General features: G+C 61.7%; 19 protein-coding genes, 1 tRNA gene and 1 rRNA gene. 19 read left to right on the forward strand and 2 right to left on the reverse strand.

Features of this window, described 5'->3' with window-relative positions:
* The first annotated feature begins 69 nt into the window (after positions 1 to 69).
* The 4 genes from BLQ92_RS33910 (at position 70) to folE2 (ending at position 4311) form a co-directional block, all read left to right on the forward strand.
* Complete coding sequence (locus BLQ92_RS33910) at positions 70 to 375, forward strand: exodeoxyribonuclease VII small subunit (RefSeq protein ID WP_090693403.1); 306 nt, start codon at positions 70 to 72, stop codon at positions 373 to 375.
* The gene (locus tag BLQ92_RS33915) at positions 372 to 1253 is read left to right on the forward strand and encodes a polyprenyl synthetase family protein (protein WP_090693407.1); all 882 of its coding nucleotides are present in this window, start codon (positions 372 to 374) and stop codon (positions 1251 to 1253) included. Before BLQ92_RS33910 ends, BLQ92_RS33915 begins: the two co-directional genes overlap by 4 nt.
* 85 nt (positions 1254 to 1338) lie before the next feature.
* The gene (gene dxs / locus BLQ92_RS33920) at positions 1339 to 3246 is read left to right on the forward strand and encodes a 1-deoxy-D-xylulose-5-phosphate synthase (RefSeq protein ID WP_090693409.1); all 1908 of its coding nucleotides are present in this window, start codon (positions 1339 to 1341) and stop codon (positions 3244 to 3246) included.
* A 252-nt stretch (positions 3247 to 3498) separates the two neighbouring features.
* Entirely contained in the window at positions 3499 to 4311 is an 813-nt protein-coding gene (gene folE2, locus BLQ92_RS33925) for a GTP cyclohydrolase FolE2 (protein ID WP_090693413.1), read from the forward strand.
* 17 nt (positions 4312 to 4328) lie between these two features.
* On the opposite strand, the gene tsaD is transcribed toward folE2, so the two are convergent.
* Entirely contained in the window at positions 4329 to 5357 is a 1029-nt protein-coding gene (gene tsaD / locus BLQ92_RS33930) for a tRNA (adenosine(37)-N6)-threonylcarbamoyltransferase complex transferase subunit TsaD (RefSeq protein WP_090693416.1), read from the reverse strand.
* Positions 5358 to 5538: 181 nt separating this feature from the next.
* On the opposite strand from tsaD, the gene BLQ92_RS33935 reads away from it, so the two are divergent.
* From BLQ92_RS33935 to BLQ92_RS33990, 12 genes are all read left to right on the forward strand, one after another.
* Positions 5539 to 6765, forward strand: coding sequence for a BaiN/RdsA family NAD(P)/FAD-dependent oxidoreductase (locus BLQ92_RS33935; RefSeq protein ID WP_090693420.1), 1227 nt, complete (start codon positions 5539 to 5541; stop codon positions 6763 to 6765).
* A 97-nt stretch (positions 6766 to 6862) separates the two neighbouring features.
* Positions 6863 to 7075: a 30S ribosomal protein S21 gene (rpsU, locus tag BLQ92_RS33940; RefSeq protein ID WP_074266548.1), complete on the forward strand. Its 213-nt coding sequence runs from the start codon at positions 6863 to 6865 to the stop codon at positions 7073 to 7075.
* A gap of 224 nt (positions 7076 to 7299) precedes the next feature.
* Positions 7300 to 7746 carry a GatB/YqeY domain-containing protein gene (locus tag BLQ92_RS33945; protein WP_090693425.1) on the forward strand — a complete coding sequence of 149 codons (447 nt, stop codon included), beginning with the start codon at positions 7300 to 7302 and terminating at the stop codon, positions 7744 to 7746.
* A gap of 77 nt (positions 7747 to 7823) precedes the next feature.
* Entirely contained in the window at positions 7824 to 9692 is a 1869-nt protein-coding gene (gene dnaG / locus BLQ92_RS33950) for a DNA primase (RefSeq protein ID WP_090693429.1), read from the forward strand.
* Between the two features lie 81 nt (positions 9693 to 9773).
* Entirely contained in the window at positions 9774 to 12158 is a 2385-nt protein-coding gene (gene rpoD, locus BLQ92_RS33955; RefSeq protein WP_090693433.1) for an RNA polymerase sigma factor RpoD, read from the forward strand.
* 169 nt (positions 12159 to 12327) lie between these two features.
* Positions 12328 to 12415 (forward strand) — tRNA-Ile (locus tag BLQ92_RS33960).
* 261 nt (positions 12416 to 12676) lie between these two features.
* Positions 12677 to 13387 carry a haloacid dehalogenase type II gene (locus BLQ92_RS33965; RefSeq protein ID WP_090693437.1) on the forward strand — a complete coding sequence of 237 codons (711 nt, stop codon included), beginning with the start codon at positions 12677 to 12679 and terminating at the stop codon, positions 13385 to 13387.
* A 341-nt stretch (positions 13388 to 13728) separates the two neighbouring features.
* Complete coding sequence (locus BLQ92_RS33970) at positions 13729 to 16005, forward strand: TonB-dependent hemoglobin/transferrin/lactoferrin family receptor (RefSeq protein ID WP_090693441.1); 2277 nt, start codon at positions 13729 to 13731, stop codon at positions 16003 to 16005.
* Between the two features lie 61 nt (positions 16006 to 16066).
* A complete protein-coding gene (locus tag BLQ92_RS33975; RefSeq protein ID WP_090693445.1) occupies positions 16067 to 17143 on the forward strand; it encodes a hemin-degrading factor in 1077 nt (358 codons plus the stop codon).
* On the forward strand, positions 17140 to 18042 hold the full coding sequence (locus BLQ92_RS33980) for a heme/hemin ABC transporter substrate-binding protein (RefSeq protein ID WP_090693449.1): 903 nt from the start codon (positions 17140 to 17142) through the stop codon (positions 18040 to 18042). The genes BLQ92_RS33975 and BLQ92_RS33980 overlap by 4 nt, the downstream gene beginning before the upstream one ends.
* A gap of 55 nt (positions 18043 to 18097) precedes the next feature.
* Positions 18098 to 19192, forward strand: a complete 1095-nt coding sequence (locus BLQ92_RS33985; RefSeq protein WP_425194967.1) for a FecCD family ABC transporter permease — start codon at positions 18098 to 18100, stop codon at positions 19190 to 19192.
* Positions 19193 to 19229: 37 nt separating this feature from the next.
* On the forward strand, positions 19230 to 20060 hold the full coding sequence (locus BLQ92_RS33990; protein ID WP_090693457.1) for a heme ABC transporter ATP-binding protein: 831 nt from the start codon (positions 19230 to 19232) through the stop codon (positions 20058 to 20060).
* Between the two features lie 32 nt (positions 20061 to 20092).
* Here BLQ92_RS33990 and BLQ92_RS33995 read toward each other — a convergent pair whose 3' ends face one another.
* Positions 20093 to 21670, reverse strand: a complete 1578-nt coding sequence (locus BLQ92_RS33995) for an acid phosphatase (RefSeq protein ID WP_090693461.1) — start codon at positions 21668 to 21670, stop codon at positions 20093 to 20095.
* A 216-nt stretch (positions 21671 to 21886) separates the two neighbouring features.
* Here BLQ92_RS33995 and BLQ92_RS34000 point away from each other — a divergent pair, with 216 nt between their 5' ends.
* The 3 genes from BLQ92_RS34000 to BLQ92_RS34010 form a co-directional block, all read left to right on the forward strand.
* On the forward strand, positions 21887 to 23269 hold the full coding sequence (locus BLQ92_RS34000; protein ID WP_090693465.1) for a cytochrome-c peroxidase: 1383 nt from the start codon (positions 21887 to 21889) through the stop codon (positions 23267 to 23269).
* A gap of 190 nt (positions 23270 to 23459) precedes the next feature.
* The gene (katG, locus tag BLQ92_RS34005; protein WP_090693468.1) at positions 23460 to 25640 is read left to right on the forward strand and encodes a catalase/peroxidase HPI; all 2181 of its coding nucleotides are present in this window, start codon (positions 23460 to 23462) and stop codon (positions 25638 to 25640) included.
* A gap of 518 nt (positions 25641 to 26158) precedes the next feature.
* Positions 26159 to 26247, forward strand: a 16S ribosomal RNA gene (locus tag BLQ92_RS34010); the annotation flags it as partial.

Raw genomic sequence — 26247 nt, forward strand, 5'->3', positions numbered from 1 at the left:
GCGGCGAGCGGATCGGATTTGTCGCTTTTGCCGTAGAATGTCCGACTTGTTTTAATTTTGCGACCATTCATGGCGAAGACCGCATCAAAAGAATCCGCTGCAACACCCGAGGGCGCCGACAGCACCCCGCTGCCCGAGAACTATGAAGCGGCGCTGGCGGAACTGGAAGGACTCGTTGCGCGGATGGAGGGCGGCAGTCTGAGCCTCGAGGAATCGCTGTCCGCGTACCGGCGCGGCGCGACCCTCGTGACCTTTTGCCAGCAACAACTGGAAAAGGTCGAGCAGCAGGTAAAGGTTCTCGACGGCGAGACCCTCAAGCCGCTGCCCATGGGTGGCGCAGGCACAGCCGCTACAGAGAGCGGGGACGACCTATGACTTTCGAACAATGGATGCACTCGGTGCTCGAGCGCGTCGAGACAGCACTCGAACACTATCTGCCAGCGCCGAGCGTGGAGCCGGCGCAACTGCACGAAGCCATGCGCTACGCGGTGCTGGGCGGTGGCAAACGGGTACGCCCGTTGCTGTGCCATGCGGCAGGGGAGCTGACGGGCGCGCGCGTCGAATGCCTCGATGCAGCGGCAGCGGCGCTGGAGATGATCCACGTCTACTCGCTCGTGCATGACGACATGCCGTGCATGGACGACGACGCGCTGCGGCGCGGCAAGCCCACCGTGCACGTTAAGTATGATGAACCGACCGCGCTGCTGGTCGGCGACGCGCTGCAATCGCAAGCTTTCGTCGCGCTGACAGCGGATGTGGTGGCGCCTGCGCAACAGGCGGCGCTGGTGCGCGAACTGGCGCTGGCGAGCGGCTCGATCGGCATGGCAGGGGGCCAGGCCATCGATCTGGCGAGCGTCGGCCACACGCTGACGCGGCCGCAACTCGAGACGATGCACCGCATGAAGACCGGCGCGCTGCTGCGCGCTTCGGTCCGCATGGGGGCACTGGCGGGCGAAGCGCCGAGCGCGGACGCAATGCGTTCGCTCGACGCGTACGCGGCCGCTGTGGGCCTCGCGTTTCAGGTCGTGGACGATATTCTCGACGTCACGACCGATTCCGCGACGCTCGGTAAAACGGCAGGCAAAGACGCAAAGGACGGCAAGCCGACCTACGTGTCGATCATTGGGCTGGAAGCGTCGCGCGAACTCGCCGCGCAACTGCGCACCGATGCCCACGCTGCGATTGCGCCGTTCGGCGCGCGTGCGCAGCGTCTTGCCGAACTGGCTGACCTGGTGGTGAACCGGGTTAGCTGAACGCGAAAGCCCGCCGCCGCGCATTCGCCACGATGAATGCGTGAATGAAGTGCGGGCGCGTAAGTTTTCCTACAATGGAACGACGATGTACGACTTGCTGAAAACCATCGACGACCCGGCAGCCTTGCGCCGCCTCGATCGCCGCCAATTGCAACCGCTTGCAGACGAGTTGCGTGCCTTCGTGCTCGACAGCGTCTCGCAGACGGGTGGACATCTGTCGTCCAATCTTGGCACGGTCGAACTGACGATTGCGCTGCACTACGTGTTCGACACGCCGCGCGACCGGATCGTCTGGGATGTCGGCCATCAGACCTATCCGCACAAGATCCTGACCGGCCGCCGCGACCAGATGCATACGCTGCGTCAGTACGGCGGCATCTCCGGTTTTCCGCGCCGCGACGAGTCGGAGTACGACACGTTCGGCACTGCGCACTCCAGCACCTCGATCTCCGCTGCGCTTGGCATGGCGATCGCCAGCAAGCTGCAAGGCCAGAACAATATGGGCATCGCCGTGATCGGCGACGGCGCGATGACGGCCGGGATGGCCTTCGAGGCGATGAACAACGCAGGCGTCGAAGACGACGTGCCGCTGCTGGTCATCCTCAACGACAACGACATGTCGATTTCGCCGCCGGTGGGCGCGTTGAATCGCCATCTGGCGCGCCTGATGTCGGGCCGCTTCTACGCAGCGGCGCGTGCCGGCGTGGAACGCGTGCTGCGCGTCGCGCCGCCGATGCTCGATCTCGCCCGCAAGCTCGAAGAGCACGCGAAGGGCATGATCGTGCCGGCTACGCTGTTCGAAGAGTTCGGCTTCAACTACATCGGCCCGATCGACGGTCACGATCTCGATTCGCTGATTCCGACGCTGCAGAACATCAAGGAACTGCGTGGTCCGCAATTCCTGCACGTGGTGACCAAGAAGGGCCAAGGCTACAAGCTGGCCGAAGCGGATCCGGTGCTGTACCACGGCCCAGGCAAGTTCAACCCGGCTGAAGGTATCAAGCCTGCCACCACGCCTTCGAAGAAAACCTACACGCAAGTGTTCGGCGAATGGCTGTGCGACGCGGCGGAACTCGACTCGCGTGTTGTTGGCATTACGCCGGCCATGCGCGAAGGCTCGGGCATGGTGGAATTCGAGAAGCGCTTCCCGGACCGTTACTTCGACGTCGGCATTGCCGAGCAGCACGCGGTGACCTTCGCGGGCGGTCTGGCGGCGGAAGGCATGAAGCCGGTCGTGGCGATCTACTCGACGTTCCTGCAGCGTGCATACGACCAGCTGATCCACGACGTCGCCCTGCAGAACCTGCCGGTGGTGTTCGCAATCGACCGCGCGGGCCTGGTCGGCGCGGACGGCGCAACCCACGCGGGCGCATACGATCTGGCGTTCCTGCGCTGCATCCCGAACATGACGGTGATGGCGGCTTCGGACGAAAACGAGTGCCGTCAGATGCTGTACACGGCGCTGCAGCAGCCGAACCCGACGGCGGTGCGCTATCCGCGCGGCGCCGGCACGGGCGTGGCGACGGTCAAGCAGATGGCTGCGCTGCCGCTTGGCAAGGGCGAAGTGCGTCGCGAGACCACGCAACCTGCCGGCAAGCGCATTGCGATTCTGGCGTTCGGCACGATGGTGGCGCCCTCGCTGGCGGCTGCGGAGCAACTGGACGCCACTGTGGCGAACATGCGCTTCGTCAAGCCATTGGATGAGGCACTGGTGCGCGAACTGGCGGAAACCCACGACTACCTCGTCACCGTCGAAGAAGGCTGCGTGATGGGCGGTGCGGGTTCGGCCTGCGTCGAAGCCCTGCTTGCCAGTGGGGTTATGCGTCCCGTACTACAATTGGGCCTCCCCGATCGCTTCATCGATCATGGGGATCCGGCCAAGCTGCTCGCGGAGTGCGGTCTGGATAGCGCGGGCATTGCTAAATCGATCCGCGAACGCTTCCTGGATCACGCCACCGGCGCGGCAGGCAAGTCGGTCAAGCGCGTCGCCTAAACAGGCCGGCGAGCGAGTCGTAGGACCGAGCCGGGCGCCGAGGTTTGCAGGCGCTATCGCGGCTATAGCAATCTCCAACTTGAATCGATGGGCCTTCGGGCCCATCATGCAACGCCGGCCTCAGCCGGCGTTCGCCGTTGCGTGCGTCGATCCGCTCGGCCGCTGAGCAGTCCCAACTTGTCGCGGTGAGACAGCCTCCCGAGGGGGCAAGAACTTGGGGCGGCCCGGTGTTTTCCTGAAAGGAACAAGAACATGAATCAGATGAACCCCGCCTTTGTGATGCCCGACGTGCAGAGTACGGTCGACACCCGCCAGATCCCGATTCAACGGGTCGGCGTGAAGGCGGTGCGCCATCCGCTGACGGTGCGTACACAGGGTGGCGACGTGCAGCCGACGGTCGGTACGTGGAACCTCGACGTCCACCTGCCTGCCGATCAGAAGGGCACGCACATGTCGCGCTTCGTGGCGCTGCTCGAAGAGAACAAGGCGCCGCTGGAGCCGTCGACGTTCCGCACGATGCTGGCGGCGATGCTCGAGAAGCTCGAAGCCGAAGCGGGCCGCATCGAAGTGTCGTTCCCGTACTTCGTCAACAAGACGGCGCCGGTGTCGGGCGTGCAAAGTCTGCTGGACTACGAAGTGACGCTGACGGGCGATACCCGTAACGGCGTGACGCGAGTGTTTCTCAAGGTGTTGGTTCCGGTCACGAGCCTGTGCCCGTGCTCGAAGAAGATTTCCCAATACGGCGCGCACAACCAGCGCTCACACGTGACGATCAATGCCGAGCTGGCCGATGAGGTGCCGGTGGAAGACCTGATTCGGATTGCCGAAGAAGAGGCGTCGTGCGAGCTGTGGGGCTTGCTGAAGCGCCCGGACGAGAAGTTCGTGACCGAGCGCGCGTATGAAAATCCGAAGTTCGTCGAGGACCTGGTGCGCGATGTGGCGCAGCGTCTGAATGCGGATGCGCGGATTGTGGCGTATGTGCTCGAGGCTGAGAACTTCGAATCGATCCACAATCACAGCGCGTACGCTGTGATCGAGCATGACAAGCGGGTTGCTTCGCGGTAAGCCGATGTTTGGCTCGCTCAGCGTGCGAGTGATGTCAAATCCCAGCGCGGCTTCACCGTGAACGCATAGTCCTTGCCGCTTTGATCGGGCCAGCGCTGCAGACGCAGCGCGCCGGCCAGCGCGATCATCGCGCCGTTGTCGGTGCACAGCGACAGGTCCGGATAGTGGACATCGAAGCCGCGCTTCTTCGCAGCGGCCGAGAGGGCTTCGCGCAACTGCCGGTTTGCCCCCACCCCGCCCGCGACCACCAGGCGCTTGAGTCTGGTCTTCTTGAGCGCGGCAAGCGACTTGGCGGCCAGCACATCCACGGCCGCGTCGACGAAACCTCGGGCAAGGTCAGCCTTGGCCTGCTCCGTGATATCCGCGCCGCCGAGCTTCTTCACATGAGTCAGCACAGCCGTCTTCAGGCCGCTGAAGCTGAAATCAAGGTCGCCCGAATGCAGCATGGGCCGCGGCAATACCACCGCGCCGGGCGTGCCTTTTTCGGCCAGCTTCGAGACTTCCGGACCGCCGGGATAGCCGAGACCGAGCAGCTTCGCGGTTTTGTCGAAGGCTTCACCGGCCGCGTCGTCGAGCGTTTCGCCGAGTGTTTCGTAGACGCCCACATCCGTCACGCGCATCAACTGCGTGTGACCGCCGGATACCAGCAGGGCGACGAACGGAAACGGTGGCGGCTCGTCGACCAGCAGCGGCGACAGCAAATGCCCTTCAAGATGGTGAATGCCGATGGTGGGCTTGTCCCACGCCATGGCGAGCGCATTGGCGATGCTCGCGCCAACCAGCAGCGCACCAGCCAGACCCGGACCCTGCGTGTAGGCAATCGCGTCGATTTCGCCGCGCGCCGTGCCGGCGCGCTCCAGCACTTCTTCGAGCAGCGGCAGCGCGCGCCGGATATGGTCGCGTGACGCGAGTTCCGGTACCACGCCGCCGTACTCCCGGTGCATCGCAATCTGCGAATGCAGGGCGTGCGCCAGCAGGCCGCGCTCCGTGTCGTAGAGCGCGAGTCCGGTTTCGTCGCAGGAGCTTTCGATGCCGAGAACGAGCATGATGTGTGGGCTGCACGGGCGCGGCCAACATGCGCTTGAGTTGCAGCTTGGGGCACAGCGCGGCTTCTAGCCGGTTGCGGCCCAGCCTGCTTCCGCCGGCATGTTCAGGTGCCCGAAAAGTGAAAAGGCAAGCCTGAAAGTATAGCAGTGCGGGGCAGGGGCCGCAGGTACAATGCGCGCCATGGAATCCTTCGATATCGCGGTCATCGGCGCGGGCGCAGCCGGCATGATGTGCGCGGCGGTCGCCGGCCAGCTTGGCCGGCGCGTCGTGCTGATCGACCACGCGCCGCGCCTCGCGGAGAAAATCCGCATCTCCGGCGGCGGCCGCTGCAACTTCACGAATCTGTACGCGGGGCCGGCCAACTACCTGTCGGCGAACCCCCATTTCTGCCGCTCGGCGCTCGCACGCTATACGCCGCGCGACTTCATGGCGCTGCTCAAGCGCTATCGCATCACGTGGCACGAGAAGCACAAAGGGCAACTGTTCTGCGACCAGTCGAGCGACGCGGTCATTGACGTGCTGAAAAGCGAGTGCGACGCCGGCGGTATTGTCTGGCGCCGGCCGCTCGCGGTCGAGCAGGTGCGGCACGACGCAGCCGACGGCTACACCCTCGATACGCACGCCGGCCCGATCCGCGCCCGCGCGCTGGTGGTGGCGACCGGTGGCCTGTCGATCCCGAAGATCGGCGCAACCGATTTCGCCTACCGGCTTGCCAAGCAGTTCGGCCACAAGCTGATCGACACTCGTCCGGCCTTGGTGCCGCTGACCTTTGCCGCAGCCGACTGGGAGCCGTTTGCCGCACTATCCGGCGTTTCGCTGGAGGTGCAGCTTGCCACTGGCAACAAGAAAACCGGCGCGGAGTTCGTCGAAGACCTGCTGCTGACGCATCGCGGCTTGTCCGGACCGGGCGTTCTGCAGATTTCGAGCTACTGGCAGCCCGGCGAGCCGATCCACGTCAATCTGCTGCCGGAGCGCGACGCCACGGCCGCGCTGCTGGAAGCCAAAACCAGCACCAGGCGCCAGATTGCCAACCTGCTGTCCGAATGGGTGCCCACCCGGCTTGCACACGTCTGGCTGGAAACCCACCAGATTCCGGCGGAGGCGCGCATCGCCGACCTGCCTGACAAGACCCTGCGCCGCATCGGTGAGGCGTTGTCGCGCTGGACTCTCACCCCGAACGGCACCGAAGGCTACCGCAAGGCCGAGGTGACGCGAGGCGGGATCGATACCCGCGATCTGTCCTCGACCACGATGATGAGTGCCCGGGCGCCGGGCCTCTACTTCATCGGCGAGGCGGTGGACGTAACAGGCTGGCTCGGCGGCTACAACTTCCAGTGGGCGTGGGCATCGGGCGTGGCAGCCGGCCAGGCCGCCGCGGAGTATGCTCGGGCCGGCGCAAGCCTCTGATAAGCGTGAACCGGCATTGGGGGGCTTGACGCGGACGTGTGTTTGTGAGAAAGGTCTGCTATACTCCCCAACCTTTACGAAGTTCCGTTATTGAAAAATGACGATCATCCGCGTAAAAGAAAACGAGCCTTTTGAAGTCGCGATGCGCCGTTTCAAGCGCACGATCGAGAAGAACGGGTTGTTGACCGAACTTCGCGCGCGCGAGTTTTACGAAAAGCCCACGGCCGAGCGCAAGCGCAAGAAGGCATCGGCGGTGAAGCGTCACTTCAAGCGGCTGCGCAGCCAGATGCTGCCAAAGAAGTTTTACTGATTCTGACGTCGCTGCGGTTCCTACGGAGCGTCGGCACGCAACCGGTGGCGGCACTAAACGCTGCCCCGTGCGGACAACCTGGCCGTCAAGGCCACCCTGGTCACGCCGCATCTACTCCGCGAATTCGCGCCAACCCGCTTGAGGAAGCAGTCCCAAGCGGGTTTTTGTGTTGATGCACCGGGCATGGCCAGACCTTTTTACATTCCAACGCATTCAGGTGAGTAATGAGTCTCAAGGATCGGATCAACGACGACATGAAGGCCGCCATGCGCGCCCGCGAAACCGAGCGTCTCGGCACCATCCGCCTGCTGCTCGCCGCGATCAAGCAGCGTGAAGTCGACGAGCGCGTCGTGCTCGACGACGACGCCATCACCGCGGTCATCGACAAGATGATCAAGCAGCGCAAGGACTCCATCAGCCAGTTCGAAGCGGCAGCGCGCGCCGATCTGGTCGAGAAGGAAAGCGCCGAGCTCACCATCCTCTCGGCGTACATGCCGGAGCAGCTGTCCGACGCGGAAATCGCCGCCGAAGTGCAGGCCGCGGTTGCGCAAACCGGCGCTGCCGGCCCGCAGGACATGGGCAAGGTGATGGGCGTGCTTAAGCCGAAGCTCGCGGGCCGTGCCGATATGACCGCCGTATCCGGGCTGGTCAAGGCTGCGCTCGCGAAGTAACGTCGGTTCAACGGACTGTACGGCCTGCCTTTGCGCGGGCCGCGCAGCCTTCAGGCTTTCAAGGTAGCGCCCCCACTGTGATTCCGCATTCGTTCCTGCAGGATCTGCTGAACCGCGTCGATATCGTCGACGTGGTCGGCAAGTATGTGCAACTGAAAAAGGGCGGTGCGAACTTCATGGGGCTCTGCCCGTTTCATAACGAAAAGAGCCCCTCGTTTACCGTTAGTCCGACTAAGCAGTTCTATCATTGCTTCGGTTGTGGTGCGCATGGCACGGCAATCGGCTTTTTGATGGAACACGCCGGGCTGTCCTTTCCTGAAGCCGTCAACGATCTGGCCCAATCGGTCGGTCTGACGGTGCCACAGGAGCCGTCGCCACATCAGGCTGGCGGTGGCAGTGGCGGCTATGCGCCGGCCGTCTCCAAGGCCGTGACCACCGCGCTCTCCGATGTGATGCAGACGGCTTGCGACTTTTATCGCAAGCAACTGCGCGGCGCGCCCAGCGCGATCCAGTATCTGAAGAAGCGTGGCTTGACCGGCGAGATCGCGGCCCGTTTCGGGCTCGGTTATGCGCCGGACGGCTGGCAGAATCTGGAAGCCGCATTTCCTAATTATCGGGACGATGCGCTGGTCGAGTCGGGACTCGTCATCGTCAGCGAGAAGTCCGACGCCCAGGGTCAGAACCGCCGGTACGACCGCTTCCGCGAGCGGATCATGTTCCCGATCCGCAATGTCAAAGGCCAGGTGATCGGCTTCGGCGGCCGGGTGCTGGACGGCGGCGAGCCCAAGTATTTGAATTCGCCCGAAACGCCTCTATTTAACAAAGGCAGCGAGTTGTACGGGCTGTTCGAGGCGCGTCTCGCGATTCGTGAACAGCAGTACGTGCTGGTGGTCGAAGGGTACATGGATGTAGTCGCGCTGGCCCAATTGGGGTTCCAGAACGCGGTTGCCACGCTGGGTACGGCGTGTACGCCGATTCATGTACAGAAATTGCTGCGCCAGACCGATACGGTGATTTTCAGCTTCGACGGCGACTCGGCGGGCCGCCGCGCGGCGCGCCGGGCGCTTGACGCCTGCCTGCCGCATGCGGCGGACAACCGGACCATCCGCTTCCTGTTCCTGCCCACGGAACACGACCCGGACAGCTACGTGCGCGAATTCGGCACTGAAGCCTTTGCCGAGCAGGTCGAGCGGGCCATGCCGCTGTCGCAGTTCATGTTGAATGAAGTGCTGGCCGGCAAGGAGCTGGACCAGCCGGAAGGCCGGGCGCGCGCGCTGTTCGACGCGAAGCCGTTGCTGCAGGCGCTGCCGGCCAATGCGCTGCGTGCGCAGATCATGCATATGTTCGCCGACCGGCTCGACGTGCCGTTCGACGAGGTGGCCGCGTTATGCGAGGTGGATGCCCGGATCGCCGCGGCCGCCCGCCAGGCCCCGGCCCGCAAGGACCGCCGCAGTGTGACAGGGATCGAGGAAAAGACCCTGCGCAACCTCGTGATGCATCCGCGGACGGTCGCGGTGCTGGACGAAGAGGCCGAGCAGGCGCTGCTGGCGGTGACCCGCCACGGCGAGCTTTTTGAGGAAGTCACGACCCATGCCCGCGCGCTGGGCGACGCGGCGGAGTTCCAGTTGCTGTCCGATCTCTTGCGAAATGGCGCCAACGCCCCGACTTTCGAGGAAATCTTTCGCAAAATTCTGGACTATGATGAAAACGTTCGGGATTTGTTGCTGAAGGACCCTACGGACGCGGCCGTCATCGAGGAACGGCGCGAGCAGGAACGGATTGTTGGCGAAGAGTTAAAAGCGGCAATCCTGAAGATGCGCTATGACGCCTATTGTGAGCGACTCGAGCAACTTTCACGGCAATCGAGGCATACCGCCGAGGAGTTTGCCGAGCTGACGGATCTGAATCAGAAACGGGCTGACATGAAGCGTCAGCTTGGGCTGTAGAGGGGAGGGCTGAGGCCTAGGTGCTATAATAAAAGGTTTTCAGCGGTTTGTTTTCCAGGCAAAAGGCGAAAGGCGATTGCAATGGCAAAGACTACAGGCGGAAAGAAAGGGACAGGCACAGGTTCTGAGGAGCCGACCACCAAGGTCACCCCGGCCAGGCCCGCTTCTTCCGCGAAAAGAGCGTCTGCCGCGAGCGTCACACCTTCTGTGAGGAAGAAATCCTCGACTACTTCCGCCGCGCAAGCGGCGTCGGTGAGTACGGCGAAAGCCGCCACGCCGGTCACGAAGCGGCCGAGTACCAGAAGCGCAAGGGAAGCCGTTGCCGCCCAGGACGATGCGGTAACGCGCGAGACTCCAGTATCCACGGTTCTGCAGGCTGTTGTCCAACAGCCGGGAGTCGAGACTACAGCCGGTACGGCGAACTCCATGACGAAAAAGCTGAATGAAGTATCCGTCGATGACGACGCAACCCCGAGCGAGGAAACTGCTGCAGCTCCGGGAAAAGGCGAAAAGGCCAAGGCACGCGACCGCCGCGCGAAGGAGAAAGCGCTGCTGAAGGATGCTTTCGCGTCTACCCAACCTGGCACCGCTGAAGAACTGGAAGAAAGGCGCGCGAAACTACGGGCGCTGATCAAGCTCGGCAAAGAGCGCGGCTTCCTGACATACGCTGAAATCAACGATCACCTCCCGGACAACTTTGCCGAGACTGAGGCGATCGAAGGCATCATCAGCACGTTCAACGACATGGGCGTGGCCGTCTACGAGCAGGCGCCCGACGCCGAAACGCTGCTGCTGAACGACAACGCGCCGGCGGCTTCGTCAGACGACGAAGTTGAAGAGGAAGCCGAAGTAGCGCTGTCCACTGTCGATTCCGAATTCGGCCGCACCACCGACCCGGTCCGCATGTATATGCGTGAAATGGGTACGGTCGAGCTGCTCACGCGCGAAGGCGAAATCGAAATCGCCAAGCGGATCGAAGACGGCCTGAAGCACATGGTGATGGCCATCTCCGCGTGCCCGACGACGATCGCCGACATCCTCGCGATGGCCGAGCGGGTCGCAAACGAGGAAATCCGCATCGACGAACTGGTCGACGGCCTGATCGACGCCAACGCAGAAGATGCCGACGGCTTCTCCGCGCAGGAAGCGGAAGCGATTGAGAGCGAAGAAGAGGAAGTCGAAGAGGACGAAGAAGAAGACGAGGAAGACGACGATGGCGCGGCGCAAGCCACCGCCAACGCAGCGCAGATGGAAGCGCTGAAGCGCGCCTCGCTCGAGAAGTTCGCCCTCATCAGCGAATGGTTCGACAAGATGCGTCGTGCCTTCGAGAAGGAAGGCTACAAGTCCAAGTCGTACCTGAAGGCTCAGGAAACGATCCAGAACGAGCTGATGACGATCCGCTTTACCGCGCGTACCGTCGAGCGTCTGTGCGACACGCTGCGGGCTCAGGTGGACGAAGTGCGTCAGGTCGAGCGTCAGATCCTGCATACGGTGGTCGACAAGTGCGGCATGCCGCGTGCCGAGTTCATCGCCCGTTTCCCGGGCAGCGAAACGGACCTCGAATGGGCCGACAAGATCGTTGCCGAAGGTCACGGGTACAGCGCCATCCTCACGCGTAACATCCCGGCGATTCGCGAACAGCAACAGCGTCTGCTGGACCTGCAGGCACGTGTGGTGCTGCCGTTGAAGGACCTGAAGGAAACCAACCGTCAAATGGCGGCTGGGGAGTTGAAGGCGCGTCAGGCCAAGCGTGAAATGACCGAGGCCAATCTGCGTCTCGTGATCTCGATTGCGAAGAAGTACACGAACCGTGGCCTGCAGTTCCTGGACCTGATTCAGGAAGGCAACATCGGCCTGATGAAGGCGGTGGACAAGTTCGAATATCGTCGCGGCTACAAGTTCTCCACGTACGCCACGTGGTGGATCCGTCAGGCCATCACGCGTTCGATTGCGGACCAGGCGCGTACGATCCGGATTCCGGTTCACATGATCGAAACGATCAACAAGATGAACCGCATCTCGCGTCAGATTCTGCAGGAAACCGGTCTCGAGCCGGATCCGGCCACGCTGGCAGAAAAGATGGAGATGCCGGAAGACAAGATCCGCAAGATCATGAAGATCGCGAAGGAGCCGATCTCGATGGAAACGCCGATCGGTGACGACGACGATTCGCATCTGGGCGACTTCATCGAAGATACCAACACGGTTGCGCCGGCTGACGCAGCGCTGCATGCCAGCATGCGCGATGTCGTGAAGGACGTGCTCGACTCGTTGACGCCGCGCGAAGCGAAGGTGCTGCGTATGCGTTTTGGTATCGAGATGAGCACCGATCACACGCTCGAAGAAGTCGGTAAGCAGTTCGACGTGACGCGTGAACGGATCCGTCAGATCGAGGCTAAGGCGCTGCGCAAGCTGCGTCACCCGAGCCGTTCTGACAAGCTGAAGTCGTTCCTCGAAGGGAATTGATCGAGGGGCATCCGGCTGCTGCTGCGGATATAGGGGCTTCCTGATTGTTTTGCTCACGCGAAGCGGTCACGGAAGCCCCTTTTTCGTGTAGTATGTCGCCCAATCAGCGAATAGGCCCGGCCTTCAGACCGGGTCTTTTTCTTGGTTTCAATCTAAGTTTCAATTCTCAGGGCCGGACGCCGTGCTGGTTGCAGGCAGCGGACTCATAATCCGCCTCCGAAAGGACACCGTGGGTTCGACTCCCACCCGGCCCACCAAGGGTTTTAGCGGCTCTTTGTTCTAAACTTCGCTTCGCAAATTACCTCCGCCCCGCAATTCACCTCTATCGGGTCGATCCGACCTGGTCTCCGAAGCACGTTCCGAACGTAGTTTTCCTCGTCGCGAGCAACTCATGTCCCGGCTGCTCTTGCATCTCTCCCGTGCTCGAAGAATAACTCTTCAACGTTGCGTATGCTCAACGGAAACCGACCGCAGGCTCAGCACGGTACGATGACTCGACATCCACCGGGAGCAATCTCATGAATCCCCCACGCGCATTGTTGTTTGATACGTTCGGCACGATCGTTGATTGGCGTACCAGTCTGATCGAGGAATTGGAGAATTTCGGAAAGGAGCGGCGTATTCCCGCCGACTGGAGGGCCTTGGTCGATGCGTGGCGTGGCGCTTATGCGCCATCGATGGACCAGGTGCGTCGCGGTGAAATGCCGTGGACGAAACTAGACCATCTTCACCGGGCTACGCTGGACAGGCTGGTTGCGGAGTTCGGCATCAGTGGTTTGTCGGAAGACGACCTGCGCTGGATCAACCTCGGCTGGCATCGCTTACGCCCATGGCCGGATGCGGTGCCGGGGTTGGTTCGGCTGAAACGACACTTCATTATCGGTCCGCTGTCGAACGGCAATGTGTCATTGCTCGTGAATCTGGCGAAGTATGCTGGCCTGCCATGGGACATGATCTTTGGGGCTGATCTCTTCCAGCATTTCAAACCCGACAGAGAGACGTATCTCGGTGCATGCCAACTGCTTGACTTGCAGCCCAACGAGGTGATGCTCTGCGCGGCCCATAACAGCGATCTGCGGATGGCCCGATCATTGGGACTACGTACGGCGTTCATCACCCGTCCGACGGAATACGGGCCGGCCCAGAGCCGCGATCTTCAGGCGGACGAGCCATGGGATCTGATCGTCGACAGTGTCGAACAGCTCGCGGACGAGCTGCGCGCAGATTAGTTTTATGCGGGGCGGCCCGCCGTACTGGCCGAGTTAGGCCAAGCAACGCGTGAATCAAGCCCCGCCGAACAGCCAATCCCTCCGCGCCTATCTGCTAGCGGAGCGGCGGCAGGACACCCAAGAGTGGGTCGCAGGAATGAACCAGCTATCCGACGACGTGCTCTCCTTAGTTGACAATGATTCTCATTACGCATACAGTACAAATCTTTCATTGAGCTAACGCGTTTGTTAGCTAAGCCTTACTCATTAACCACGCCCAGCCCAACCTCCATTGGGCTGCCAGCCAGGTGCCGTGAATCACCCAGCCAGCTTTTTCGGGTCTCTTCACCGGGGATTTTCACGTGCATCATTTTCGTCTGGCGCGACGTCCGCTGTCCGCCATGCTGGCTGGCGTCTATGGCGTCGTCGGCTTCTGGTCTCACGCATCAGCAGCGACCGATTCGTCTGCTACAGCTAGCAGTCAAGGCGCCGCACAGTACGCCGAGTTGCGCAGTAGCTCGAACCTGCTCGACCCGGTTACGGTTACGGCAACGCGGACCGCATCGAAATCGAGTCATACCGCAGCCAGTGTCTCTGTCATTACGGCAGAAGACCTGGAAGAACAGCAGGCAGAGAACATCAAGGAGGCGCTGCGCTACGAACCGGGCGTGACGGTGCGACGCGCGCCTTATCGACCGACGTCGGCAGCCACAGGCGGCGGGCGCGATGGGGACTCGAGCATCAATATCCGCGGTCTCGAAGGCAATCGCATCCTGCTGATGGAGGACGGTATCCGGTTGCCGAATTCCTTCTCCTTCGGCCCGCTGGAAGCAGGTCGCGGCGACTATGCTGACATTGGCACACTGAAGCGCATCGAGATTCTGCGAGGTCCGGCCTCTGCACTTTATGGCAGCGACGGACTGACCGGCGCAGTCAACTTCATCACCAAAGACCCGGAAGACCTGCTCAGCATCTACGGCAAAAAGACGTACTTTTCGCTGCGGCCAAACTACGAGTCAGCCGACCGCAGCTTCGGCGCGACCGTTCAGGCCGCTGTCGGTAATGACATGATTCAGGCCATGGTGGTCGCCGACGGTCGGCGCGGTCACGAGCTGGACACCAAGGGTTCCAACAATTCGTCGGGTCCCAACCGGACCACGGCCAATCCGCAGGACACCTACTCCGAATCGCTCCTCGGCAAGCTGGTGGTCAAACCCACGGCGCACGACACGTTCAAGTTCACCGCTGAAACCGTCAAGCAGCGTATCGACACCAATGTGCTCTCAGCGGTCAGCCCGCCTACAACGCTCGCGCTAACGGCAAACGATCGCCTCGAGCGCAACCGTTACAGCCTCGACTACGACTTCAGTGATGAATCTGCGCGATTCTTCCAGACCGCGCATGCGCAGTTCTACTATCAGGACGCTTCGCAGGACCAGAATTCTTACGAGACGCGCGGCTCACAACCGTCGCGAACCCGCCAGAACAACTACAGCGAACGCATCATAGGCGGCTCCTTGTTTGCGGAGAGCACCTTCCACACCGGAATTCTCACGCACAAGCTGCTGTACGGCGGCGACGGCAGCGTCGACCGGGTGACCAACCTGCGCAACGGCACCGTGCCAGGTGCGGGCGAAGCGCCGTTCCCCAACAAGGCGTTCCCGGATGCCGACTACAGGCTGCTCGGTGCATTCCTGCAGGACCAGATCAGTCTCGGCGCGTTGACGGTCACACCAGGGCTGCGCTTCGACAGCTACCGGCTCAGCGCCAAGACAGGTGACCCGCTGTACACCGGTAAGCCGGTTTCATCGAGCGACAACGCACTGTCGCCGCGTCTTGCTGTGCTTTATGAAGTGTCGCCAGCGCTGATTCCGTACGCGCAATATGCGCATGGCTTTCGTGCGCCGTCGCCGGATCAGGTGAACAACAGCTTTGCCAATCCGCTTTACGGCTACACGTCGATTGGTAACCCGAATCTCAAACCAGAAACCAGCGACACGATTGAAGCCGGTCTGCGCGGAAAACTCGGCACCGGTCTCGGACCCTTGAGCTATAGCGCGGCGGCATTCACCGGGCGCTATCGGGATTTCATCTCGCAGCAGACTATTGCCGGCACGGGCAGGCCGACCGACCCGCTCGTGTTCCAGTACGTCAACTTTGGGAAGGCTCGCATTCATGGTCTCGAAGGGCGGGCTGAATGGTTCCTGCCGAAAGGCTTTTCGGTGAAGGCCGCCATGGCTTTCACGAAGGGCAGCGTCGAGAACACGGGTGCCGCTAATCAACCGCTGAACACCATCAATCCATTTTCTGCCGTATTCGGCGTGCGTTACGAGCCGAGCGAGCGCTGGTTTGCGCAGACGGACCTGCTGTTCCAGGCGGCGAAGAAATCCAGCGACATCGCGCCGAAAAGCTGCGCTTCGGCAACGTGCTTCGCACCGCCGTCATCGTTCGTGGTCGACCTGCGTGGCGGATATCGCTTCAGCAAGCACGTGGTCGCGTATCTCGGTGTCTCGAACCTGTTTGACCGGAAGTACTGGAACTGGTCGGACGTGCGCGGCATCGCCGATACGTCGTCGATCAAGGACGCGTATACCGCGCCTGGGCGCAACGTCTCCGTCAGCATGAAGATCGACATGTGATGCCGAACCCTTCGACCTTTGCCATTTTTATTGTGTCATCGCTCAACCTTAGGAGTCTGCCATGCTAAACACCGCTCGCTTCGACGCGACTTCACTACAACAGTTGCGTCATGCCTTCGTCACGCTCAAGACCGAGCAGAAGCTGCGTAATCGCGAAGCTGCGCACGCACTCGGCGTGAGCGAAGGCGAAGCACTCGCCGCTTTTACCGGCGAGCATGTTGTGCGCCTGACGCCGCGCTTTATCGAGCTGTTCGAAGAAGTGCCGCTGCTCGGCACGGTCATGGCGCTCACGCGCAATGAAGCCGCCGTCCATGAAAAGGACGGCCAATATGAAAAGATGAGCCACGACGGGAGCGTCGGTCTTGTACTGGGCGGCGCTATTGATCTGCGTGTCTTCTATCAACACTGGGCGTCGGGCTTCGCGGTGCGTGAAGCGACTGCTAACGGCGAACAGAAGAGCCTGCAGTTTTTCGATGCGCAAGGCCACGCGGTGCACAAGGTTTTCCTGCGTGAGCATAGCAATCACGCGGCATTCGATGCTTTTGTCGAACGCTGGAAAGCGGCGGACCAGGCGCCGGGGCTAACGGTGGGCGAACCCGCACCCGCGCCGATCGTGAAAGACGATAGCGAAATCGACGTGCCTGCCTTTCATGGGGCGTGGGACGCCATGAGCGACACGCATCAGTTCTTTGGCATGCTGCGTAAATTCGGGCTCGCCCGCACCCAGGCGCTGCGTTTGGCGGAACGCCGCTATGCGCAACCCGTTTCTACGGAAGCATTGCAGAACCTGCTGGTCCGCGCGTCCGAGGTCGCGGTACCGATCATGGTATTCGTCGGCAATCGAGGCATGATCCAGATTCACAGTGGCCCGGTTAAGACCATTCGTACCATGGGCCCGTGGCTCAACGTGCTGGAGCCAGGTTTCAACCTGCATCTGCGCACCGATCTGATTGCGAGTGCGTGGACCGTTCGCAAGCCGACGTCCGACGGCATCGTCACGTCGCTGGAGTTGTTCGATGCGCAGGGTGAGAACATCGCCATGTTGTTCGGAGCGCGCAAGCCGGGGTCACCGGAACTCGAAGGGTGGCGCGAACTGATCGAAGAGATCGAACCCGTGCGCGATGAGGTTCCGGCATGACTCCCGGGCGCGTTAATGGAGCGCGCCGCGCGTTCGTCTTCGGCAGCGGCGCACTGTTGCTTGCTGGAATGTCCCTGCGCGCGAATGCGCTATCGGGGCCGCGGCGCGTAATCGTGGTGGGCGGCGCGCTGGCCGAAATCGTCTATGCGCTTGATGCGCAAGCGAATGCGCGCGGCGTGCTGGTCGCAACCGATACGACCTGCACGTTCCCCGCGGCTGCAGGCGCCTTACCGAAGGTAGGGTATCAGCGAGCGCTATCGGCGGAAGGCCTGTTGTCGTTGCGGCCCGACCTGATCCTGGCGTCTTCGGAAGCAGGACCGCCAAACGTTCTGAGTCAGGTGAAGCAGGCGGGCGTGGAGGTGGTGACGTTTGCTGAGCGCCATGACGTCGATTCCGTACGCGAAAAGATTGCCGGCATTGCCCGTACGCTCGACGCGAGCGAGGCGGGCAAGGCGCTACAAACGCGCTTTGACGACCAATGGCAGGCGGCCCGCAAGGCAGTCGACACATCGCCACTGACCACACGCCCCCAGGCGCCGCGCGTATTGTTCGTGCTGAACAACGCCGGCAATCAGGCGTTTGTCGCGGGACAGCGCACCGCCGCCGATGCCATGCTCGCCTATGCCGGCGCGCGCAACGCGATGCAGGGCTTCAACGGCTACCGGCCGTTGTCCGCCGAAGCGCTGGTCAGTGCAGCCCCCGACATCGTGCTCACCACCGACGAAGGGCTGAGCGCGATGGGCGGTGCTGACAAACTGTTCTCGAGTCCTGGCTTTGGCGCCACGCCTGCGGGCCGGGCGAAACGGGTTGCGTCACTCGACACGCTCTTTATGCTCGGCTTTGGTCCCCGGTTGCCTGCTGCCGTGACGGCGCTCAACCAGCGCTTGACGCAGGTTTGACGAACAACGTTTCCCACCCGATCCGATGAATACACCAAGCGCAGCGCGTTCCGGTATGCCGACGGACCATGCCTCTCATGTGGAATTACCCACACTCGCTGAGCGACGGAGCCGGATGGCGACCGTGTTGCTGTGCGTCCTTGCCGTAGCGCTTTGCGGGGCGACGCTTGCGGCAGTGTGTATTGGCGCTTACGGTATGACGCCGCAGGTAGTCTGGTCCGCGCTAACCGTGAACTCCGATGCTGCGGTGAATGACCCTGCGATTCAGCAAGCTCAGGCCGTGCTGTTCAGCATCCGGTTGCCACGCGTGGTGCTCGCCATACTCGTCGGTGCGGGCTTCGGTGCTGCCGGTAGCGCCTTGCAAGCCCTCTTTCGCAATCCGCTGGCTGACCCGGGACTGATTGGCATTTCGAGCGGCGCCGCCCTCGGTGCGTCCACGTTGATCGTGCTTGGGCCGCTTCTGGGTGCGTCGTTTGCTGTGGCTGGCTTGTATGTCTTGCCGGTTGCTGCGTTCGTTGGCGCGCTGGCGGTTTCCGCGCTGGTCTATCGACTTGCCGCCGCACGCGGACGGCTTGCATTGCCGTTATTGCTGCTGGCGGGGATCGCGATTAACGCGCTGGTGGGCGCCGTCATCGGGCTGCTCACCTATATCGCCGACGACACCCAGCTCCGCTCGCTGACGTTCTGGAGCCTCGGCAGTCTAGGTGGCGCGCAATGGCCGATGCTAGCCGCGGTGATTCCATTCGTTCTGCTAGGCATCGTCCTGATCGCCCGCAACGGCCATGCACTCAACGCGCTGCAACTTGGCGAGACGGAGGCTCAGCATCTGGGCGTACCGACTCAACGCGTCAAGCGCACGGTGTTGGCCGCTTCTGCCTTGAGCGTGGGGGCCTTAGTCTCATGCACCGGGGTGATAGGTTTTGTCGGGCTGGTGGCGCCACATTGCGTACGGCTTGCGTGCGGCCCGAACCAGCGCGTGGTGATGCCCGGCGCCATGCTCCTTGGGGCGACCTTAACGGTGCTCGCCGACCTGGCTGCACGCACGGTGGCCGCCCCGGCAGAAGTCCCGCTCGGCATCTTCACCGCGTTGCTAGGGGCACCGTTCTTCCTCGTGCTGTTGTGGCGAAGCCGCGGTCAGCTCGGCTTGTGAGCGGGCAGCTCAATGAACCGGATGGAGCAGAGATAGGATGTTGATCGCGAGCAATTTGAGTGTGACGCGAGGCGAAACCGCGGTATTGCGGAGCCTTTCGCTAGCCGTGAAGCCCGGCGCTTTGACGGCGCTCCTTGGACGCAATGGCGTCGGTAAAAGCACGTTGCTCAAGGCGCTGGCGGGAGAGTTTGACGGCGCAGGCGCCATGCGGGCTTTGCGCATGAGCGGCGAGCTGACGCTCAACGGCGAACCGCTGCATGCGATTCCGCCGCAACGCCTTGCTCTGTTGCGCGCCGTGTTACCGCAATCGTCCCAGCCTGTGTTTCCGTTCAGTGTTGAAGAGATCGTCCTGCTTGGGCGCTACCCTCATGTCCGCGGCGGCGCGCCTTCAAGGCGCGATCGGGAGATCGTCGGCGAGGCGCTGGCACTCGCGGAGGCGAGTGGACTCGCCGGGCGCGAGATCACCACGCTGTCCGGGGGCGAACTGGCGCGAGTCCAGTTTGCCAGGGTCCTTGCCCAGCTCTGGCCTGTTGCCAGTGTCAATCCAGATCAAGGCGGGGCCATGCCCCGCTATCTCCTGCTGGACGAGCCGACCGCTGCCCTTGATATTGCGCACCAGCACGGTCTGCTTGCCACAGTCCGGGACATGGCGCGCCGCTGGAACCTCGGTGTGCTGGCAATCGTGCATGACCCGAATCTCGCGGCGCGGCATGCCGACACGATCGCCCTGCTTGCGCAGGGCACGATAATCGCGCAAGGCACACCGCACGAAATCATGCGGCCGGAGTTGATCGAGCGATGCTACGGTTTTGCTGTGCGCATGCTCGACTCCGGCACGGAGACGGCACCCGTCGCGGTACCCGCTTAGGCGCCTAGTGCAAACCGCTTACTGCAAACCGCTTAGTGCCTGATATCCAGCGCAGCCGTCAGATCGCCCATCGGCGCGGCGCCGTTGCTGGCTAGCGCCGCGTCACGTGCCGCGAGGCCCGGCAGCGTCGGCAGAGAGAAGCGGTGCGTGATGAAGCGCAGGATCGAGGTCGTGTCGTATTGCGTGTGATCGACGTAACCTTTCTTCGCAAACGGCGAGATGATCAGCGCCGGGATGCGCGTACCCGGACCCCAGCGGTCGCCCTTCGGCGGAGCGACGTGATCCCAGAAGCCGCCGTTTTCATCGTAGGTGACAACCACGAGCATGTTGTTCCACTGCGGGCTCTTCTGCAGATGCGAGATCAGGTCCGCGATATGTTGATCGCCCGAGGCGACGTCGGTATAACCCGCGTGTTCGTTCAGGTTGCCCTGCGGCTTATAGAACGACACCTGCGGCAGCGTCCCGGTATCAATCGCCTTGATGAACTCGGAGCCGGCGAGACCACCGTCGAGCAAATGCTGCGCGCGATTCGCGGTGCCTGGTGCGAGATCGGCGAAGTAATTGAACGGCTGGTGGTGCGGCTGGAAGTTCGGTGCAGTGAGATTCGACCCATAGATCACACCCGATGTGCCGTTTTGCGCCGACGATAGCGCCGCGCCCCAGGCGCCGCCGTACCACGCCCAGGAAACATGGGCGTTGTTCAACAGATCGCCGATGTGTTGCTGGGTCTGCGGTGGCAGGGTCGTCGCAGAGGTCGGATCGGCCAGGTTCGCATCGCCGCCCGCTGCTGCCTTGTTGCCGCTCGGCTGATACGGCGGCTGCATCGTGTTGATCGCGTAGAAGTCCGGCGTCAGGTTGCCCGAGAGCACGTATTTAGGCGGCCCGTTCAGCGACGACGCTGGCGAGTTGACCGCGAGCTTGAGCGTGACACCGTCGCTCTCCACGGCCGAGATCGAGCCGGCTGCCGGACTCGTGTTCGCGTTCGGATAAGTCGGCGTGCACGCGCAGACCAGCCATTGGTGGTTCAGGAACGAGCCGCCAAACGCGCCCATAAAGAAGTTGTCGGCCAGCGTGTATTGCTGGGCAATCTTCCACAATGGCAGCTTGTCGGCATTGAGCGTGTAGTGACCCATGACGAGGCCGCCGGAGTCGGCCCATGCCGCGAACTTGTCGTTCTTGCCGCCGTCGATCTGCATCTGGTTCTCGTAGAACCGGTGATACAGATCGCGCGTCGTCGCGCTGATCGGGGTGTTGAAGCCGTTCGGATCGTCGATGGCGAACGGGCTGTTCGGCAAATTGGCGGTCATGGCTTGCGTCACGACAGGTGTCACGCCGGTTTGCGTCAGACCGTTCCACACGCTCGGCAGCGTTGCGAGCGTAGAGCCGTCGCGATCGACCTGCTTCGCGCTGGCGGCCGTGACGTTCGCCAGGCCGTTGGCGCTGGGGAAGTTACCGTACAGATTGTCGAAGCTGCGGTTTTCCGCATAGATCACCACAACCGTCTTGATAGACGTCAGGTCGGGTTGGGTAACGCCGCTGCCTCCGCACGCATAAAGGCTTACTAAAGCGGCGATCGCGACAGGCATCGCGCAGATCAATCTCTTATCCATTGTGTGTGTTCTCTCTCTCTCGCGTTGTGGGCGGGCCGCGTGCAGTACCTGCTCGAACGGCCGCGTGCGAGATTCTGGCGAGAGAATTTGACAGGAAAATGTAAATAATTACAAAAGCCATTCTTGTACGTTTTGTTCGTATGGCAAATGTCATATTTAAGTAACGCATATGCAATACGATCGAGAACTTCATCATGGCAACCCCACACCATCTCTATGCGGCTTGGTCTCACGAGGATTCGGAAAACTTTTGTTCGACCAACGGCACTGCGTCGCGGCTGGGCGGGGGGACTTCAAGCGGCACTGGCGATCGCATTGACGACGATATTTGCGGCGTGCGATGCCGGCGCACCGACAGCGTCCAGCGCTGCGGCCGCGTCGTCGGCTGCCGTGCCTCTGGTCGCAGCGCCGCCTGCACTAGGCTCCGCCGTGCAGGCGGCCGCACGAGAGGGCGCTCAGAGCCGCGCGCAGGTTTACGAATCGGTGCGTCAAATGGCGGCGCTCGGCAAGCAGATCTTCTTCGACGCGTCGCTCTCCGGTTCCGGCAAGCTCGCCTGCGCGTCGTGCCACGATCCCGGCCATGCGTACTCGCCGGCGAACTCGCTCTCCGTGCAACTGGGCGGCGCCGACATGCACCGCAGCGGCCACCGTGCCGCGCCGACGCTGAAATATCTGCAATCGGTGCCGGCGTTTAGCGAGCACTATCACGAGTCGGATGACGACGGCGACGAAAGCATCGATGCCGGCCCGACCGGCGGTTTGACGTGGGACGGGCGGGTTGACCGCGGCTCATACCAGGCGCGGATTCCGCTGCTATCGTCGTTTGAAATGGGCAGCACACCGGCAAAGATCACGGCGGCGGTGAAGGCCGCGCCTTACGCCGATGCATTCCGTACGGCTTTCGGCGAGCATGTTTTCGCTAGCGACGACGCCACCTTCAAGGCCGTGCTGCAGGCGCTGGAGACCTTCGAGCAGGCGCCTGAAATCTTCTACCCGTACACGAGCAAATACGACGCGTATCTGGCGGGCAAAGCGCAACTGACCCCAGCCGAACTACGCGGTCTGCAGCTCTTCAACGACGAGAAGAAGGGCAATTGCGCGAGCTGCCATATTAGCCAGCGCACGATGAGCGGCGCCCCGCCGCAGTTCAGCGATTTCGGTTTGATTGCGATCGGCGTGCCGCGCAATCCCGCGTTGCCGGTGAATCGCGATCCACAGTTTTACGACCTCGGCGCTTGCGGGCCGGAGCGTACCGATCTGAAGGGGCGCGACGAATTCTGTGGCATCTTCCGCACGCCGACGTTGCGTAACGTCGCGTTGAAGAAGAGCTTCTTCCACAACGGCATCTATCATTCGCTGGATCAGGTGGTGCGCTTTTACGTCCAGCGCGATACGAATCCGGAGAAGTTTTACCCGGTCGTGAAAGGGAAAGTGCAGAAGTTCGATGATTTGCCGCAGCGTTACTGGGCCAATCTGAATACCGATCCGCCTTTCGATCGCAAGCCTGGCGACAAGCCGGCGCTCGATGAGGCCGAAATCAAGGATGTAGTCGCGTTCCTGAATACGCTGACCGATGGCTACAAACCGGCGCAGCAATGAGTGGAGCGGGCCTGCAACGCTGTGCCCGCGGACATTTTGCTGCACCTGCACCTTGAAACTGCCACCTGTTTTCGCTATCAGTGCGTTTAGAAGAATTCATACTCATGAGCACTTTTCGGGCGCTAAACTGGTCGGAGTAGTTGCAACTCAGCCAAGTAGCTGAGTGAAAACGATCTCAAGGAGAAAACGCATGTCGACTGAAACGAAGTGTCCGTTTAACCACACCGCGGGTGGCGGCACGTCGAACCGAGACTGGTGGCCGAATCAGCTAAGCCTAAAAATCCTGCATCAACACTCCTCCTTGTCCGACCCCATGGACAAGGACTTCAACTACGCTGAAGCGTTCAAGAGCCTCGACCTGGCGGCCGTAAAGAAGGATCTCCTGGCGGTAATGACTGACTCAAAGGACTGGTGGCCCGCGGACTTCGGCCACTATGGTCCTCTGTTTATTCGTATGGCATGGCATAGCGCCGGCACGTATCGGACTGGCGACGGGCGTGGCGGCGCCGGATCCGGCCAGCAGCGCTTTGCGCCGCTGAATAGCTGGCCCGACAACGTGAGCCTCGACAAGGCGCGCCGGCTGATCTGGCCGGTCAAACAGAAATACGGCAACAAAATCTCCTGGGCCGACCTCATTGTCCTCACGGGCAACGTCGCGCTCGAATCGATGGGATTCAAGACTTTCGGCTTCGGCGGCGGACGTGAGGATTCCTGGGAGCCGGACGAAGACGTCTACTGGGGCACCGAGACCAAGTGGCTGGACGACAAGCGCTACACCGGCGATCGGAACCTCGAAAATCCGCTCGGCGCGGTTCAGATGGGCCTGATTTACGTCAATCCGGAAGGCCCGAACGGCAATCCGGATCCGCTCAAGGCGGCTGTGGATATTCGCGAGACATTTGCTCGCATGGCAATGAACGACGAGGAGACGGTTGCACTCATCGCCGGCGGCCACACGTTTGGCAAGACCCACGGCGCTGGCGATGCATCCCTTGTGGGCCCCGAGCCGGAAGCGGCGCCGATCGAGCAGCAAGGCCTCGGCTGGAAGAGCGGCTATGGCAGCGGCAAAGGTCGTGATGCCATCACGAGCGGTCTGGAAGTGACCTGGACCACTACGCCGACGAAGTGGAGCAATGACTTCTTCAAGCACCTGTTCGGCTACGAATGGGAACTGACGAAGAGCCCGGCCGGTGCGCATCAGTGGAAGCCGAAGGGCGATGCCGGCGCCGGTACCGTGCCTGATCCGCAGGACCCGTCGAAGTCCCGCACACCCTCCATGCTGACTACGGACCTCGCGCTGCGCTTCGATCCGGCTTACGAAAAAATTTCGCGGCGTTTCTACGAAAATCCGGATCAGCTCGCCGACGCGTTTGCCCGGGCGTGGTTCAAGTTGACGCACCGCGACATGGGTCCGCGTGCCCGCTATCTCGGCCCGGAAGTTCCGACTGAAGAGTTGCTTTGGCAAGATCCGATCCCTGCAGTCAATCATCAATTGATCGATGCGCAGGACATCGCCGCCCTCAAGGCCAAGATCCTGGCTTCAGGGTTGCCCATTTCTCAGTTGGTTTCGACAGCCTGGGCGTCAGCGTCTACGTTCCGCGGTTCCGACAAGCGCGGCGGTGCAAACGGCGCTCGAATTCGCCTCGCGCCGCAAAAGGATTGGGAAGTCAACCAGCCGGCTCAACTGGCGAAGGTACTGGAGACGCTCGAGGGTATCCAGCGCGAGTTCAACAGTGCGCAGTCCGGCGGCAAGCAGGTCTCGCTTGCTGATCTGATCGTATTGGCCGGTGCTGCAGGCGTCGAGAAAGCGGCGAAGAATGCGGGCCACGAGGTGACGGTGCCGTTCGCGCCGGGTCGTGCGGATGCGTCGCAAGCGCAAACCGATGTAGAAGCCTTTGCGGTGCTCGAGCCGATCGCAGATGGCTTCCGTAACTACCTCAAGGGCAAGTACACGGTATCGGCGGAGTCGTTGCTGGTAGATAAGGCGCAATTGCTGAAGCTGACCGCGCCGGAGATGACGGCGCTCGTGGGCGGCCTGCGTGTCTTGAATGCCAACTTCGGACAGGCCCAGCACGGCGTGTTTACCAAGCGTCCGGAAACGCTGACCAACGACTTCTTCGTCAACCTGCTCGATATGGATACGGAGTGGAAGCCGGTTTCGGATGCCAATGACGTGTTTGAAGGTCGCGATCGCGCAACCGGTGAGGTCAAGTGGACCGGCACGCGCGTCGATCTCATCTTCGGTTCGCACTCGCAGCTCCGGGCCTTCTCGGAAGTCTATGGGAGTTCGGATGCGCAGGCGAAGTTTGTCCACGACTTTGTGGCGGCCTGGAACAAGGTGATGAACCTCGATCGCTACGATCTCGCGTGATGGGAGAGGCCGGGTCTTAGAGACCTTATGCTGAAACAGGACGGCCGATCGCAAGATCGGCCGTTTTGCTTGTGCGGCGCTAAAAGGCTCCGCGAGCTTAGAGAATTTATTGGTAGGACTGCGAAAGTATTTTCTTGTCCCCGTACATTTGTTGGCTAAGCCCTTGACAAACGTTCGCCGATACCCGCTAAGCATTCACTCAAGCTGCGCAAAAAATAATTTCACAAATACGCTTGACGTCCCCCTAGGGGCATCGCATAATTCGCCTCCCGTTTGATGACGGACGCGAAGAAAGCAGAGCTTCTGAGCGAGAGTTCTTTAAAAATTAACAGCCGATAAGTGTGGGCGCTTGATGGCGACGCGATGATGGATTCTTCGGAGTCTGTCGACAAGCGAAAGTATCAAGTCTCACACAGTAATGAAAGGAAGGTTTTCCTGTCTCTGGACAGGTTAATCATTCGTCAGTACGTTGAGTGAGCGACCGGTTGGTAAAACAACCGAAAACAGTAACAGGAATTGAACTGAAGAGTTTGATCCTGGCTCAGATTGAACGCTGGCGGCATGCCTTACACATGCAAGTCGAACGGCAGCACGGGGGCAACCCTGG

Source organism: Paraburkholderia phenazinium (assembly GCF_900100735.1).
Taxonomy (GTDB): Bacteria; Pseudomonadota; Gammaproteobacteria; order Burkholderiales; family Burkholderiaceae; genus Paraburkholderia; species Paraburkholderia phenazinia.

Bases quoted from the DNA above. Each gene is read 5' to 3' on its own strand.
- BLQ92_RS33910 (WP_090693403.1), top strand. From the start codon at position 70: ATGGCGAAGACCGCATCAAAAGAATCCGCTGCAACACCCGAGGGCGCC.
- BLQ92_RS33915 (WP_090693407.1), top strand. From the start codon at position 372: ATGACTTTCGAACAATGGATGCACTCGGTGCTCGAGCGCGTCGAGACA.
- dxs (WP_090693409.1), top strand. From the start codon at position 1,339: ATGTACGACTTGCTGAAAACCATCGACGACCCGGCAGCCTTGCGCCGC.
- folE2 (WP_090693413.1), top strand. From the start codon at position 3,499: ATGAATCAGATGAACCCCGCCTTTGTGATGCCCGACGTGCAGAGTACG.
- tsaD (WP_090693416.1), bottom strand. From the start codon at position 5,357: ATGCTCGTTCTCGGCATCGAAAGCTCCTGCGACGAAACCGGACTCGCG.
- BLQ92_RS33935 (WP_090693420.1), top strand. From the start codon at position 5,539: ATGGAATCCTTCGATATCGCGGTCATCGGCGCGGGCGCAGCCGGCATG.
- rpsU (WP_074266548.1), top strand. From the start codon at position 6,863: ATGACGATCATCCGCGTAAAAGAAAACGAGCCTTTTGAAGTCGCGATG.
- BLQ92_RS33945 (WP_090693425.1), top strand. From the start codon at position 7,300: ATGAGTCTCAAGGATCGGATCAACGACGACATGAAGGCCGCCATGCGC.
- rpoD (WP_090693433.1), top strand. From the start codon at position 9,774: ATGGCAAAGACTACAGGCGGAAAGAAAGGGACAGGCACAGGTTCTGAG.
- BLQ92_RS33965 (WP_090693437.1), top strand. From the start codon at position 12,677: ATGAATCCCCCACGCGCATTGTTGTTTGATACGTTCGGCACGATCGTT.
- BLQ92_RS33975 (WP_090693445.1), top strand. From the start codon at position 16,067: ATGCTAAACACCGCTCGCTTCGACGCGACTTCACTACAACAGTTGCGT.
- BLQ92_RS33980 (WP_090693449.1), top strand. From the start codon at position 17,140: ATGACTCCCGGGCGCGTTAATGGAGCGCGCCGCGCGTTCGTCTTCGGC.
- BLQ92_RS33985 (WP_425194967.1), top strand. From the start codon at position 18,098: ATGCCGACGGACCATGCCTCTCATGTGGAATTACCCACACTCGCTGAG.
- BLQ92_RS33990 (WP_090693457.1), top strand. From the start codon at position 19,230: ATGTTGATCGCGAGCAATTTGAGTGTGACGCGAGGCGAAACCGCGGTA.
- BLQ92_RS33995 (WP_090693461.1), bottom strand. From the start codon at position 21,670: ATGGATAAGAGATTGATCTGCGCGATGCCTGTCGCGATCGCCGCTTTA.
- BLQ92_RS34000 (WP_090693465.1), top strand. From the start codon at position 21,887: ATGCGGCTTGGTCTCACGAGGATTCGGAAAACTTTTGTTCGACCAACG.
- katG (WP_090693468.1), top strand. From the start codon at position 23,460: ATGTCGACTGAAACGAAGTGTCCGTTTAACCACACCGCGGGTGGCGGC.